This is a genomic window from Ignatzschineria rhizosphaerae (assembly GCF_022655595.1).
Classification (GTDB): Bacteria; Pseudomonadota; Gammaproteobacteria; order Cardiobacteriales; family Wohlfahrtiimonadaceae; genus Ignatzschineria; species Ignatzschineria rhizosphaerae.
In genome coordinates this window covers 1,304,519-1,319,280 of record NZ_CP093379.1, presented here as the reverse complement: position 1 = coordinate 1,319,280, position 14,762 = coordinate 1,304,519, and the positions used below count along the sequence as shown (strand labels likewise).

Here is a 14,762-nt window from a genome sequence, read left to right as displayed (position 1 = left end):
TAGATAATGGAATTTTCAGAATCTGATTGCGATAAGATTGCGATTTTGTAGCAGAAAAATAGTGGGTATTGCTCATCAATTAATGAGCATGCGGAGAAGTTATAAATGGTCATTCAACATGTAGGTTTTATCTTTGCTGTTACTGTTTTAATTTTTCTATTTGTTTTTGCCATATGGTTTTACCGTTATCGTAATCAGTTTTCAGATACTTTAACGCTCTCTTTAGGTATTCGAAGAGATGATAAGAATCGACGAATTTTTAGTCGTAGAGAAAAATGGTATCTCTTCGTAGCCTCTGTTCTTTATCCGACATTATTGTTTGGGATATTGCTTCCATTTCTATCGTTATTTTTACTTGAGGTAGATGCCGATGTCCATATACGGGAATTTGTAGGAATCGTTATTATGGGAGTGATAATCTATGGGCTGACTTGGTCCTTGCCGGTCGGTTTGATACTATTTTTGCTGATTCTGATTTTCCGGTTAGAGCGAACATTTTTGACAATTTTAGTTTTTAGTCTGCTACTTGATATTGTTGTGATAATTCTGAGTGGAAATATCGTTACTGCTGGAATTTATGGATTCATCATTAGTAGTGTTGCATTATTTTTTGTGTTACCTAAAAAGCAGGGATCTATTAATGCAATACCTTATTGATAATAAAAAGCCAAATCACTCTTAGAGGATTTGGCTTATATCATTGTTGCGTTTATAAAAAATTTGTTTAAAAATTTTGGTAAATTGAAGAATTTCTTATTCCTTTTTTATATTAGAACTACCATTTAATATAAAAAATCGGTTTAAAAGTGCCTAATCAATTAATAAAGTGATTATAACTACTCAACCGTTAGCGATTTAGCAAGGTTTCTTGGTTTATCGATATCTTCACCTCGCACAAGCGCCGCATAATAAGCGACAAGTTGTACGGGAATGGTGAGCAAGATCGGGCTTAGTGCATCGCTAACTTCCGGCACATGCATGATGTGCGCGCCTTTAAGATCATCAAGTGGGACTTTGCTATCGGTGATGATGAAGAGTTTACCTTTACGGGCGAGGACTTCATGTAAATTGGCGCGAACTTTCTCAAATAGCGCATCATGAGGTAATAGGGCAATAATTGGCATATGATCATCCACAAGCGCAAGCGGGCCATGTTTTAGCTCGCCGGCAGGATAAGACTCTGCATGAATATAGCTGATCTCTTTGAGTTTTAACGCCCCTTCTGCCGCAATGGGGAAATGAATTCCACGACCAAGATAGAGCGCACTTTTTGCAGATTGAAGTAGCGCTCCCCACTGGCTGGCAGTTTCTTGGCAGTTAAAGCTCTGAGCAATCATTGCCGGCAATTCATGGAGTCTTTGTAGATTGGTTTGTAGTAATTTTTCAGTGAGTTTTGCTTGGGATTTGGCAAGCGCATTAGCAAGGATAAAGAGCGCTGTTAATTGCGTGGTAAATGCTTTGGTGGAGGCAACGCCAACTTCAATGCCGGCTTCGGTATAGAAACGGCAATCACTGGTTCTTGGGAGAACACTCTCTTTAACGTTACAGATAGCAAGTGAGGCAAAAGCCCCATTTTCAAAGGCATGTTTTTTAGCTTCGATTGTATCTAGCGTTTCCCCTGATTGCGAGATAGTCACAATCATTGTCCCTGCTTCAATAATAACCTCTCGATAACGATACTCACTAGAGATTTCAACAATGGTAGGGATTTTGGCAATCGTCTCTAGCCAATATTTTGCCACTATCCCAGCAAAATAAGAGGTGCCGCAAGCAAGGATTTGAATGCGCTTTACTTCTGGGAAGATTGCGGGGGCTTTATCACCAAAGAGTGATGGGGCAAACTCTTGCTCTAGCGCTTTTAACGCAGTTTTTTCGATCACATGAGGCTGCTCAAAGATCTCTTTTAGCATGAAGTGCTCATAATGCCCAATATCGAGTTTCTCTGTGGAGAGATCTGAGATTTGGATTTTTCCTGCAATCTCTTGTGACGTTAATATCTGCTCGGCTTGATTACTAAAATAAGCGATATTACCAGCTTTCATCACAACACAATCCCCTTGTTCAAGATAGATAAGGCGATTGGTTTCAGGAATAATCGCCGCAATATCAGAGGCGATAAAAGTTGTATCCTCTTTTAGGCCGAGGATTAAGGGGCAACCTTGCATCGTAGCGATAAGCGATTCGCTATCATTTTGATTCATGACTAAAAGCACATAATTGCCGGTCACGCTTTGAACAACTTTTTTGACCGCTAATAGTAGATCATGGGTTGATTGCATCGCTTCATGAAGAAGATGCACTAAAACTTCGGTATCCGTTTCTGAAGTGAATTGGTAACCTTCTAAAGTTAGGCGTTTTTTATGCTCTTCATAGGCATCAATAATGCCGTTATGCACAATCATCAGATGTTCAGATCGATGAGGATGCGCATTCTCAACACTAACGCCGCCATGCGTTGCCCAGCGAGTGTGCCCAATCGCGATATGGCTTTGATAGTTAGCAGCGCTTTCTTTAAGATTTTCAACTCGTCCAATAGCGCGAATACGCTCAAGATGATGATCTGTTAAAAAGGCAATACCTGCAGAATCATAGCCGCGGTATTCGAGCTGCTCTAATCCATTTAAAAGGGTGGGAAGAATGTTGTGATTGTGACTAATTGCGCCAAAAATTCCACACATTGTATAGATCATCCTTTTGAGTGTTTAAAGAGCATATTTTAAGGTTTTTTCATGAAAATCCCAATAAAAAAATAAAATCTCCTAAAGGATGAGAAAAAAGGGAAGAATCTTTGCAAAAAGCGCTAAAAATCAATATCATTGTAGCAATCATTAAGAAATACAAGATTTGAAAAAATCAGTAGAAACTTACAACAAATTGATAATTTTACGATCTATAAGATAAGAGGGCTTAAAAGCAATATGGAACTCATCAAATACAGCACATTAAATGAAGAGCCTTGGAAAAATGGATTAGGAACAACGCGTCAAATCGTGATTTGGCCATTAGATGCAGATCTTTCAAACTTTGAATGGCGCGTGAGTGCTGCAGCAATTATCTTCCCTGGTAGTTTTTCCCATTATCCTGGGGTTTCTAGAAGTTTAAGCGTGCTTTCAGGAAAAAGTGCGGAGCTTAAATTAGGTGAAGCGCAAAAGAGATTGGCTTTTCAAGGTCCTGTTGTGACATTTGATGGCGGGGATCATGCAGAAGTCTTGAGCGCAGATGGCCCTGTATTAGATTATAACGTGATGAGCCGCGATGCATCTGTTTCGCATGAATTAGCTTGTGTCACCCTTAAAAATGGGGAAGTGTATAACCGTAAAGGCGATTTCACTTTAATTACTGTTTTTGAAGGTTGCAAACTTGTATTTGAAGGCGATGTGGTAACGCTTGCTGAATATGATTCAGTACTCTTTAAAGAGCGTGATGGTGCGGATATCGTCTTAACAGGTGAAGCTGAGAAAGATGTGTGTATGTTAGTGACAGAAGTATATAAAAAGTAATCGTTGAGATAGTAAAGATTTTGAGATGATTTAACGGTCGATGATTTAATCTGATTTATTAAGAGTCATCTCATCAGATTAAGAAAGCTTTGGTAGTGAAAGGGAATCCCTAACATTGCCAAAGCTTTTTTATTGTATGCTTGTTAGAAGTAACGAAGGCGAATAGATTCTTAAAATTTAATATTAGTTTTTTTTAGAGGCGATTTTTAATAACATGCCGTTTATTTCTTTTTAAAAATTTCTCTTTAAAGAAATCAGTTTAAAAAGATCAGTTTACAGAGTGTTGAAAAGCTTCTTAAAAAATTGAACGATTATTAGAAAACTGTTTTTTAGAATAGACAAAATGCCGGGTATGGCTGTATAAAACTTGAGAAATGATAATATGCCCTCATATAACTTATTGAACTTATAGTTATTAACTTGAGGTATTCAAATGATGAATCAAAAATATATGCCACTTTTTCAGTCTTATACATTGAATAATGGGGTATCTATTAAAAACAGATTAGTTGTCGCGCCGATGACCCACTATGCTTCAAACCCAGATGGGAGTTTGAGTCATGAAGAAGCGCAGTTTTTAGAAGGGCGCGCCGAAGATTTTGGGATGTTTATTGCTGCTGCGACGCTTGTTTCTCCTGAAGGAAAGGCTTTTGTAGGACAGCCAGAAGCCATTGGCGAAGAAGATCTTGAAAGCTTAAAAAAAGTGGCTCAAATGATTCAGGCGCAAGGCGCAAAAGCGATTTTACAAATACATCATGGGGGAAGGTTAGCGCTTAAAGCGCTCATTGGTGATGCCGAGATCGTCGTGCCTTCCGTAAACCGAGATGATAAGAATGATGATGGCTTGCATGAGTTAACGGCGCTAGAGATAGAGAGAATTATTCAAGACTTTGCTAATGCCACAGATCTTGCGATTAAAGCAGGATTTGATGGTATTGAAATTCATGGTGCTAATAATTATTTAGTGCAACAATTTTACTCAGCAAAAACCAATCGCCGGCAAGATGAGTGGGGCGGATCGCTTGAAAAGCGCATGCGTTTTCCATTAGCGATCGTCGATGCTGTGGCAAAAGTGAAAGATCAGCATCAAAGAAACGATTTTATTATTGGTTACCGTTTTTCACCAGAAGAGCCGGGGGATAATGGTTTAACAATGGTGGAAACCTTTGCCTTGATTGATGCTTTAGTAGAAAAGCCCTTACAGTATCTTCATATCTCTTTGTGGGATTTCTTTAAAAATGCGCGTAGAGGTGCGGATACAAATCTAACGCGTATGCAGTTAATCCATGAGCGCATTGCCGGAAAACTCCCTTTAATTGGGATTGGGAATTTATTCACAGCAGATGATGCCCTAGCTGCTTTTGAAACGGGTTGGGCAGAGTTTATCGCTTTTGGTAAAACAGTGATGATTAATCCCGATTTTGCGACAAAAATCCTTGAAGGGCGTGAAGCTGAGATTGAAACAGTGATCGATCCTTTGCAGAAAGAAAAATATCGGATTCCATCTGATTTGTGGCGCCAAAATCTACAAGGGCTCTCTTATTTACCACCTCTAAAAGGGGATAAAAACTGGCAAAAGGTGGATGTGTAAAATGATAGTAAAATAGGTTCACAACAGGCTGATTTAAATGCCGGGCATCGGGCTATTAATAATAGAAATATATTCCATCCGGCATCTTACAGGGCTCTGTTTAAGACGCACCTTTATCGTCCTATGCCTGCTATTTTAGACTGGCTTTTATTAAACCAATTTTACGATATTTGATCAGTACTTTAGTCTGTAATGCTATTAACGCTATTACAGACTAAATGTCTTGATAATATTTTTGGTTTAAAAGGGCTGATCTTGTGGCGGAAGGGAACCTATCCCTATATATTGAATTTATGATCCATTAGGATGATTCATTAAGGCTTATTAATAGCGAACTAAAGCGTAATTTTTGTTCTGTTTTTAGAGCTTCGAGCTTTCGCAACTTCTTGCGGCTTATTTCTCATTTTAGCGGGCTGAATATTGCGAATCATCTCGCCTAAACGCTTACGATCAATCAGAATCACATCGAGCTTAATGGCCGCATCAATGGCCGCTTTAGTGAAGCCACTATTGGTAATGACAATGATTTTATCAAGTTCATAGAGATCTTTAGCGGTATAGATCTCTTGCACGGCTGATAATGTGACATTTTTACCCCAACGTTTACATTGAAATCCATAGCGTAATTTATCTTGTTCAGCGTAGATATCTAAGCCTTTATCATTGCTATAGCTTGAAACACGAATCTTTTTAAAATCATAAAAAGAGATAAGATTAGCAATGTAATGCTCAAATGCTTCGCCAGACATCTGATCAATATCTTCTAATTGATATTGATCAGCATTGCGATCTTTAAGATAATCGCCTTTAAAAAGCTTTAGAGAGATCAGTTTTCTGCCTAATTCTAAAACACGATCCCCAATGGCTTTAAAGGTCGGAATAATCGGCAGTAGCGCCATTAAAAAGGGGTAAAGAGGATTAACATGACTAAATAGTGTGAGATAGAGAATAAAGCTGCCCCAAACCATTGTGATCATAAAAGCTTCTGAGGCTGACAGATAGAGCCATCTTCCGATATTAATAAAGGGGATAATCAGTAAAATAATAAAATAAAAGATGCCAAGAGAGACGAGCCAAACATTTTCTGAGTGAATAAGAGAGAGCCCCATTAAAGCCAAAGCTGAAATGGTAACCATCGGCGTAATAAAGTAGCCAAAGAAATATTTAGAAATCGTAAATGCGCAATTCATCTTTTTTATCTGTAACGCTATTTTAATTTTCTGCGCAAAGCTCGTTAAAATCTAACCTAAGAGCAACATCATACCATTTATTCCTGCACGAATTCCTAAAATTAAGAGAATGATTAAAATTAAACGTTTAAAAAAAATCTCTGAGATAAAGCGCCGGCAATAAATGCCGATAAAAAGCGCTAATAAGGTAATGCCAGTAATGCCGGTTAAGATCAGTAAATCAGTACTTGGAAGCGTAAATAATACCGACTTTAACATCCAAAATTGAACAACCTTTCCGGTTAAATAAGCAAGATTACCTGCTTTAATAATCTCTTTAGTGCTTTTATCGGTAGAGAGGAGGTAGATCATGAGTAATGGTGCCATCGCATCGGTTGCATTACCAATAATACCTGTAATAAATCCAAAAAAGACGAGCGTAAAAGGATTGGTTGTAATGCGCCAGCGAATCCTGATGAGATTGGTAATAACATAGAAAAGAATAATGGATGAGAGGAGAAGGTAGAGATAGCTCGCTTCTAAAAACAGTAGGAGTTTCACTCCTAAATAGCCTCCTACAACTACAGCAAGTACCATTAACCAGTAGGTATGAATATAATAGGTAAGTTCTTGTAAGATAGGACGATCATTTTGGCTGGTTAACATAATGATGTTAATTAGTAGAGCGGGGAAAAGCGCCAAGATAATTGCCTCTTCAAATGAGGAGATATTGGCAATAATGGAGGTTGGGATCATGGGAAACCCCATGCCTGTTAAACCGTGCAATAATGCTGAAAATAGAAAGATCGTTGAGATAACGATAGGAGAGATATTCATCCTTTTATTTTACGTGAAAAGGCTGATAAATCCTACCCTAAAAGTAGTGTTATTCCACTAAATCCGGCGCGTATTCCTAAGATGAATAAAATCACTAAAATTAAGCGCGTAAAGAAGATTTTAGAGACTTTCGCTCTAAATTTGATACCAATAAACAAAAAGAGCAGCGAGAGAAGTGTAATAACGCCTAAAACGATGAGTTCTTGAGATGGCATTGCAAAAATTTCAGATTTTAACATCCAAAACTGGACAATTTTCCCGGTAAGGTAAGCAAGATTGCCGGCTTTGATAATCTCTTTGGTGCTTTTATCGGTGGAGAGTAGATAGATCATTAAAAGGGGTGCCATTGCATTAGTGGCATTACCAATTAATCCGGCAAGGGTGCCAAAAAGGATTAAGGTCAATGCATTAATAGGAATCCGCCAGCGAATCCCTATAAAGCTTGTGATCACATAAAAAAGGATGATAAATGAGAGAAGGAGATAGAGGTAGACAACATCAAGTAGTAAGAGAAGTTTAACGCCGAAATACCCCCCCACAATGCTAGAAGCAATCAAAAGCCAGTAATGCTTAATATAGTAATAGAGCTCTTGCCAAAGAGAACAATCATTTTGACTCAATAACATGATGAGATTGATCAGTAAAGATGGCAGAAGCGCAATAATGATCGCCTTTTCAAATGACATCAGATTGGCAAGTACACTTGTGGTGATCATCGGGAAACCAAGCCCCGTTAAGCCATGTAGTAATGCGGCAAATGCAAAGAGTATCGTAATGGGTAAGGCAAAATGGGTCATGGCTGGCTCTTTAGGAAAATCTTTATCAAAAAAAGGGTACAAAGTGAAAAACATAGACATAGATCAAGTTTCTTGTGTAGAATGATTTTTATTTCTCTTTTGAGAGAAAGTTAAGAATCTTTAGAAAATTGAGAAACTAGGCAGATGATCTAAAAGATAATCGATAAAATTTTGGAATTAAACAGCGTCCTATTAACGAGTATTCTTTTATTATCTGCTCTGTATCAATATAGCTGATTCTTTGATAGATGGAACTATTTAAGAAGCGTAATGAATATGATCGTTACGGCACAAAAACGGATTATAGGAAGAGATCGATGACACTTTATGAAAAGATTGCTAATCAAATTAGCGAGATGATTCATACCGGCGTTTTAAAGCAGAGTGAAAAATTGCCCTCTCTTCGTAAAGCGAGCCAAATTTATGGCGTTAGTCCTGCAACCGTTCAGCAAGCTTACTTTCTTTTAGAGACTCAAGGTGTAATCTATGCCAAAGAGCGCTCAGGATTTTATATTAATCCTGCGTTTAAAGCATCAGAGAGTGTTGATACGCCGATTACAAAGTTTTCACAAAATGCCGTTGATTTTGTAGAAGATCTATTACAAAACCACTCTTTATCACCACAGCCTTATGCTGCACCTCTTTCTGAAACATCTAGCGCCATTATTGCAAAGCCGATTAAAGAGCAAGATATTGAGATGAGTGATTTTATCTTCTCAATATTAGAGAGTCATAAAGATGCTTCTCATATCCCTTTTGGATCTGCTTTTCCAAGCCCTGAGCTATTTCCCATTAATCATTTAACCGATAGTATGGCAAAGTCTTTAACAGGATTAACGCATGCATCTTATGAATTGGTTTCAGATATGCCAGGGGGTTCAAGAGAGCTTGCAAGACAAATAGAGCTGCGATACCGCTTAAATGGGTTAAGAATTCAGCGCGATGAGCTTGTCATTACAAGTGGCGCCATGGAGGCTTTAAGCCTATCATTACAAGCAACCACTAAACCTGGGGATTTAGTTGCGATTGAAGCTCCTTGTTTTTATGCGATTTTACAAATTTTAGAACGATTACAACTTAAAGCTATCGAGATTCCCGTTGATATGACAACCGGAATGGATATAGCGTACCTCGAAGATACGCTCAATAACTTTGATGTGAAAGCGATAGTTTTAATGACAAAGTATCAAAATCCAACGGGTTGTACGATGCCACGAGAACATCTAGTCTCTTTGTATGATCTTGTCAAAGCGCATCAAGTGCCGGTAATTGTCGATGATGTCTATTCTGAAGTCTACTACGATAGTGAGTTGCCGGCATATTTAAAAGAGTTAGATGATGAAGGTTTAGTCCTTCATTGTGATTCTTTTTGTAAATCTTTAGCGCCAGGGTTTAGGGTTGGTTGGGTTGCGGCAGGGCGTTATGCAAAGCAGATTGAACGTTTAAAACTGATGACCACAATTTCCCCATCAGTTCCCTCGCAGCTTGCGATTAGTCATTATCTTAAACATCGTAATTATGATCGTCATTTAATGCGTCTTCGCGCTGAGCTTCAAAAATCACAAGAGAGGATGCTAGAAGCGATTGCGCAGTTTTTCCCATCAGGGGTGAAGGCAACAAAGCCGATGGGCGGTTATTTTCTCTGGGTAACACTGCCTAAAGAGATTGATGCTTTAGAACTTTATCGCCGGGCTTTAGCTAAGCATATCAGTATTGCGCCAGGGCCTATCTTTTCGGCATCACAAGAGTTTCGTCACCATATACGCTTAAATTATGGGCTTAAATGGACGGGAGAATTAGATGGTGCAATGGCAACATTAGGGCAGCTTATTGAAGCCTTATTATTAGAGGCTGGGACATCTACTCGTATTAATTAATGAGGCCTTTGAAGATTTTATCTTTAATTTTGATGGGGTTTTATCAATTTTTTAAGCTAACTTTAGCACAATCATTATGTACAATTGTGGCTATTGTTATCTGTCTACTGTAGGCAATTGAGCGTAGATGGAAAATAGAAATGTCATATTTTTAGCCAAAAATTAGGTCTTTTAGAGAATTTTTTTATAAAAAAGTATGGGTATTTAGCGATAAAAAGAGCCCATTTTTTCAAAAGTCATTTGATTTTCTTGAAAACTTTAAAAGAATATGTGATGGAAGTTTCTGTATTTACAGAAACTTCTCTTATTTCTGTCGATATTGTAAAACTGTACTAGTTTCTTGTCCGTAACTGCACCTGTTTTTTGATTTAGGTCATTGTTAGAGTGTCTGCAATTATCTATTTCACTTAATTTAGGAGCTCTGAAGATGTTTGGAGTTGAAGCGTTAGATCTGGCGCGTATACAGTTCGCTTTTACTGTTTCATTTCATATTATTTTCCCGGCCATTACGATCGGGCTTGCATCGTATCTTGCGGTGATTCATTTTCTTTGGTTAAAGACAGGGAAAGTTAAATATGAAAATATCTATAAGTTCTGGAGTAAAATCTTTGCCGTGAACTTTGGAATGGGCGTTGTTTCTGGTGTTGTGATGGCATTTCAGTTTGGAACCCATTGGAGCGAATTTTCACGCTTTGCAGGTGGTATTACAGGGCCACTTTTAACCTATGAAGTGACAACCGCCTTCTTCTTAGAAGCAGGATTTCTTGGGGTTATGCTTTTTGGTGAAAATCGAGTAGGCAAGAAGACACACTTCTTTGCAACTTGTATGGTGGCCCTTGGAACATTCCTTTCAATGTTTTGGATTCTCTCCTCAAATAGCTGGATGCAAACGCCAGCAGGTTATGAAATCATTGATAACCGCGTTGTGCCTGTGGATTGGTTTGCAGTGGTATTTAACCCATCATTTCCTTATCGTTTAGTACATATGGGATTAGCGGTATTTGTAACAACAGCGCTTTTTGTTGGATCAGTGGCTGCATGGCATCTTCGTAAAGGTAATCAACATCCTGAATATAAAAAGATGTTTTCGATGTCGATGTGGTTCTTAGTGATTACGATTCCCTTACAAATTTTTGCCGGCGACTTACATGGTTTAAATACTTTGAAACATCAGCCGATGAAGATTGCGGCAATGGAAGGGCACTGGACGAATGAAGGGTACGGCGCAACACCATTGGTACTTTTTGCACTACCAGATTCAGAGAGTGAGACAAACCGTTTTGAAATTGCGATTCCTGTATTAGGAAGTTTAATTTTAACGCACAGCTTAACGGATCAAGTGCCGGCATTAGATGAAGTGTCAAAAGCCGATCGTCCGAATGTTCCTGTTGTATTTTGGGCATTTAGAATCATGGTAGCACTTGGTGGACTCATGTTATTAGCAGCACTTATTAGTCTTTATCAGCGTAAGAAAGGCACCTTTTACACCAATAAGTGCTGGTTAACTTTCATTGTTTGGATGGGGCCTTCAGGATTGTTAGCAATTCTTGCCGGTTGGTTTGTAACGGAAGTTGGTCGTCAGCCTTGGGTTGTCAATGGTCTACTTCGTACGGCAGATGCTGTATCTCCTCATACAACGCTTCATATGAGCATTAGCTTATTAGGATTTATCTTAGTCTATAGCTTAGTCTTTATTACAGGCTACCTCTATATGGTTCGCTTAATGAGAAGAGGGATTGATAGCAGTGAAACAACGGCAATTGATCATGACAATATGAGTAAAGGAGATCAATAAAATGGCATTTGATTTATCGTTTATCTGGGCTTTCGTCATCCTTATTGGCGTTGCAGTCTATATCGTAGCTGATGGTTTTGACTTAGGAGTAGGAATCTTGCTCCCCTTTGTAAAGCAAGAAGCTGTAAAAGATGAGTTTATTGATTCTATTTCCCCTGTTTGGGATGGCAATGAAACTTGGTTAATCCTGGGAGGAGCTGCTTTAATGGGGGCATTCCCATTAGCTTATGCGGTGATTTTAGAAGCATTTACCTTTCCTATTGTGGTGATGTTATTTGCACTTATTCTTCGCGGTGTTGCTTTTGAGTTTAGAGTCCATTCACCTGCTGGGCACAAAAAAATCTGGACGATTGCATTTGTTGTAGGATCTTACATTGCAGCCTTAATGCAAGGCATGATGGCAGGAGCCTTCTTAGAGGGATTCTTAATTGGTACAACGGCGCAAGGCACCCACTTCTTTGATGGTAAAGATACCGATTGGATTTCACCATTTTCACTCTTAACCGGTGTGGGTCTTGTCATTATGTTTGCCGTAATTGGGATCTTTTGGGGTGCAATGAAGGGTAATGATACGCTTAAAAATCGTGTTTTGAGTTTTAAAAAACCTGCTATTTTTGCCCTTATTATCGTCTTGATTGCCATTATGATTGCAATGCTATTTTCTACTAAGTTGATGCCATTATTAGTAGGAGCAAGACTCTATCTTGTGGTTGGATCAATGATAATTATTGGTTTGGTGCTTTTAATGCTTCTGGGTAATTCTATGAGTGCCGGCAAAGGCTTTTTATTAACAGTTTTTATAATGGTATGTGGCATGGTGGGTTATACCTCACTATTCTTCCCCTATATCATCCCACCAAGTATTACGCTAGAGATGGCAGCCTCCGCCTCATCTAGTCAGATGTTTGGCTTAGTGGGGACGCTGATCATGCTACCTATCATTATTTTTTACTTAAGTTGGACCTACTTTATCTTCCGTGGCAAAGTCATTGCCGGTGAAGGGTACTAACTTTAAGAGAAGATCCCGGTAAGAGCCCTCATTCTTATCGGGATTTTCATTTAAAAATTTATCAAATCACTTAAGGAGTCATATTATGAATAGTCATCATCCTTCAAGATTAAAAAATTTAGGCTGGTTAGTTTTATTGTGGTGCGGCGGTGTAGGGTCACTCTTTATTTTGGCGTATATCATTCGTATTTTCATGACCATGGCAGGCTTAAAAAGCTAATTATTCTGCTTGCTAATTTGATGTTTTAACAGTGAGAAAAAGCAGTTATTCACTAGGTTAGATCAAATGCTAAGCAAATAGAAACATAGTATTGACAGTTGATGTGATACACTATAAAATTCTCTGCAGTTGTTAAGGACATGTAGCTCAGTTGGTTAGAGCACAGCACTCATAATGCTGGGGTCGGTAGTTCGAATCTACCTATGTCCACCATATTATAAGCGTTAAACTGCTTCAAAAGTTTAAGGACATGTAGCTCAGTTGGTTAGAGCACAGCACTCATAATGCTGGGGTCGGTGGTTCGAATCCACCCATGTCCACCATCATATAAGTTTTAAACTACTTTCAAAGTTTAAGGACATGTAGCTCAGTTGGTTAGAGCACAGCACTCATAATGCTGGGGTCGGTAGTTCGAATCTACCTATGTCCACCATATTAAAGTACAAAGCCCGCTTAATAGCGGGCTTTTTTATTACTTTGAAAATAAACATGTATCATTTCGTGTACCATTTATTTTTAATTTTTTAAACCGTATCTTTCGGTATAAATATTTGACCATCCTTTTTCTGAAATATATTCAATTCCCTTGCTTGTGCTAATAGATACCCACGCTAGGATTTCTTTTTTGCACCCAGAAGATTTTTGACCAAGCTTAACTTATTTAGGGAATCTGTCCTTTTTGGTTTCGCTGTTTATGTTTGTTTTGAAAAGTAAGGTAAGATTACTAGGATAATTTATTAATCTTAAAGGTGATTTTTATGTTGTTCTATTTTTTTATGGCAATGCTTTCTCTGGCAGCAATAATATTCTTTGGATCAATTATAGTGATGTCGATCCTTTCAATTATCGGTTTTAAATACAAAGCAAATTTAGGCAATCTTTCGATATGGGGCGCTGTGGGTGTAGGTATGGCTATTTTGGCGAAGTTGACATTTTAGGAGTTAGTTTTGCGTATTTTATTGGTAATGTTATTTAGCTTTATCCTCGCAGCTTGTGGTGAAAAAAGCGTAGATATTGAAGTTCACGGGATTAGGATTGGCGCTCCTATTGGGAGCGTTGAAGATTTAGAGAGTTATACGCAACAAAATGTGTGCGAAATTACTATTTATCATAAGAGCCCGTTTGGGGTGCATGCTGATGGGGCTATCTTTGAGCTAGGTGGTAAAGTTGCTGCAGTTTCGGTTAGGATTGATGGTGAAGATGAGATTCGAAATTATATTGATTTTATGACCGAAAATTACGGAGATCCTGATATTACCCTTAATAGTTTAGAGGAGGATGATTATAAGTTTAATCCGAAAGGTGGGTTGTCTAAAATTGAAGCTTATATGTTTTCCCCAAGCTTAGCAGTTCTTTATACAACAGAAGAAATAGATAGTATTGCATATGATGTTTTCGATCAGTGCGATGAATAGTTTGATATTAAATCCTCTTTTAGAATAATAAGAAGTACCTTTAAGGAGTTGAGATGAAAAGATTACTCTTACTACCGATTTTAATGCTCGGATTTTCGTTGGCTTGTAATCAACCTTATGAAGAGATTGTAGGGATCAAGGTGGGGTGCCCATTTAAAAGCGCCGTAAACGTTAAAGATTATACGAAAGGAGATCCTCTATTAGGTGGCGATTTTTTCTATAAGGACACAGATCGGGATCAGCTTTTTAATTTTGAAGGGCTCATTATAGTGGATGGCAATATCGAAGGTCTTGCGTTACGAGAGACAAGAAAGCCTGTTAATTTTAAGGATTTTACAAGCCATATTAATGAAATGGAGCAATCTTTTGGGAAAGCGCAGATTAGTGAAGATGATGATATTTATATTGCGCACTTTAATAATATAGTTAAAGGAAGTTTAGTGAGTTATGTAGACGCTATATTGGATAAAAATGATGGATCTATGCTGACGACTTATAGGACAAAAGCAGTAAAGAAGCACAGCGCAAAGAGGATGAGAAGGTAAGAAGATG

The 14,762-nt window shown here is 38.2% G+C and carries 13 protein-coding genes and 3 tRNA genes; 12 read left to right on the top strand and 4 right to left on the bottom strand.

What is annotated here, in order from left to right; genetic code table 11:
* The first annotated feature begins 105 nt into the window (after positions 1-105).
* Positions 106-657 carry a hypothetical protein gene (locus tag MMG00_RS05725; RefSeq protein ID WP_242152677.1) on the top strand — a complete coding sequence of 184 codons (552 nt, stop codon included), beginning with the start codon at positions 106-108 and terminating at the stop codon, positions 655-657.
* Positions 658-836: 179 nt separating this feature from the next.
* On the opposite strand, the gene glmS is transcribed toward MMG00_RS05725, so the two are convergent.
* The gene (gene glmS / locus MMG00_RS05720) at positions 837-2,678 is read right to left on the bottom strand and encodes a glutamine--fructose-6-phosphate transaminase (isomerizing) (RefSeq protein WP_242152674.1); all 1,842 of its coding nucleotides are present in this window, start codon (positions 2,676-2,678) and stop codon (positions 837-839) included.
* A gap of 240 nt (positions 2,679-2,918) precedes the next feature.
* Between glmS and MMG00_RS05715 the strand changes: the two genes are divergently transcribed.
* Both MMG00_RS05715 and MMG00_RS05710 read left to right on the top strand, forming a co-directional pair.
* Entirely contained in the window at positions 2,919-3,500 is a 582-nt protein-coding gene (locus MMG00_RS05715; protein ID WP_242152670.1) for a HutD/Ves family protein, read from the top strand.
* A gap of 436 nt (positions 3,501-3,936) precedes the next feature.
* The gene (locus MMG00_RS05710) at positions 3,937-5,091 is read left to right on the top strand and encodes an NADH-dependent flavin oxidoreductase (RefSeq protein WP_242153321.1); all 1,155 of its coding nucleotides are present in this window, start codon (positions 3,937-3,939) and stop codon (positions 5,089-5,091) included.
* A 335-nt stretch (positions 5,092-5,426) separates the two neighbouring features.
* On the opposite strand, the gene MMG00_RS05705 is transcribed toward MMG00_RS05710, so the two are convergent.
* Genes MMG00_RS05705 through MMG00_RS05695 form a run of 3 tightly spaced genes read right to left on the bottom strand, consistent with a single transcriptional unit; the run spans position 5,427 to position 7,894 of the window.
* Entirely contained in the window at positions 5,427-6,281 is an 855-nt protein-coding gene (locus MMG00_RS05705; protein WP_242152667.1) for a restriction endonuclease, read from the bottom strand.
* A gap of 51 nt (positions 6,282-6,332) precedes the next feature.
* The gene (locus MMG00_RS05700) at positions 6,333-7,097 is read right to left on the bottom strand and encodes a TSUP family transporter (RefSeq protein WP_242152664.1); all 765 of its coding nucleotides are present in this window, start codon (positions 7,095-7,097) and stop codon (positions 6,333-6,335) included.
* 32 nt (positions 7,098-7,129) lie between these two features.
* Positions 7,130-7,894, bottom strand: coding sequence for a sulfite exporter TauE/SafE family protein (locus MMG00_RS05695; protein ID WP_242152662.1), 765 nt, complete (start codon positions 7,892-7,894; stop codon positions 7,130-7,132).
* A 317-nt stretch (positions 7,895-8,211) separates the two neighbouring features.
* On the opposite strand from MMG00_RS05695, the gene MMG00_RS05690 reads away from it, so the two are divergent.
* From MMG00_RS05690 to MMG00_RS05650, 9 genes are all read left to right on the top strand, one after another.
* Positions 8,212-9,771: an aminotransferase-like domain-containing protein gene (locus MMG00_RS05690; protein WP_242152659.1), complete on the top strand. Its 1,560-nt coding sequence runs from the start codon at positions 8,212-8,214 to the stop codon at positions 9,769-9,771.
* A gap of 427 nt (positions 9,772-10,198) precedes the next feature.
* Positions 10,199-11,566 carry a cytochrome ubiquinol oxidase subunit I gene (locus tag MMG00_RS05685; protein WP_242152657.1) on the top strand — a complete coding sequence of 456 codons (1,368 nt, stop codon included), beginning with the start codon at positions 10,199-10,201 and terminating at the stop codon, positions 11,564-11,566.
* A gap of 1 nt (position 11,567) precedes the next feature.
* Positions 11,568-12,575: a cytochrome d ubiquinol oxidase subunit II gene (gene cydB, locus MMG00_RS05680; RefSeq protein WP_242152654.1), complete on the top strand. Its 1,008-nt coding sequence runs from the start codon at positions 11,568-11,570 to the stop codon at positions 12,573-12,575.
* Between the two features lie 85 nt (positions 12,576-12,660).
* Positions 12,661-12,795 (top strand): DUF2474 domain-containing protein, encoded by a 135-nt coding sequence (locus tag MMG00_RS05675; protein WP_242152652.1) that lies wholly within the window; start codon positions 12,661-12,663, stop codon positions 12,793-12,795.
* 136 nt (positions 12,796-12,931) lie between these two features.
* Positions 12,932-13,008: transfer RNA gene (locus tag MMG00_RS05670), tRNA-Met, on the top strand.
* 33 nt (positions 13,009-13,041) lie between these two features.
* A tRNA-Met gene (locus tag MMG00_RS05665) sits at positions 13,042-13,118 on the top strand.
* A 33-nt stretch (positions 13,119-13,151) separates the two neighbouring features.
* Positions 13,152-13,228: transfer RNA gene (locus tag MMG00_RS05660), tRNA-Met, on the top strand.
* Between the two features lie 514 nt (positions 13,229-13,742).
* Complete coding sequence (locus tag MMG00_RS05655; protein WP_242152649.1) at positions 13,743-14,210, top strand: hypothetical protein; 468 nt, start codon at positions 13,743-13,745, stop codon at positions 14,208-14,210.
* Positions 14,211-14,263: 53 nt separating this feature from the next.
* Positions 14,264-14,755, top strand: a complete 492-nt coding sequence (locus MMG00_RS05650; protein WP_242152646.1) for a hypothetical protein — start codon at positions 14,264-14,266, stop codon at positions 14,753-14,755.
* Positions 14,756-14,762 lie beyond the last annotated feature (7 nt).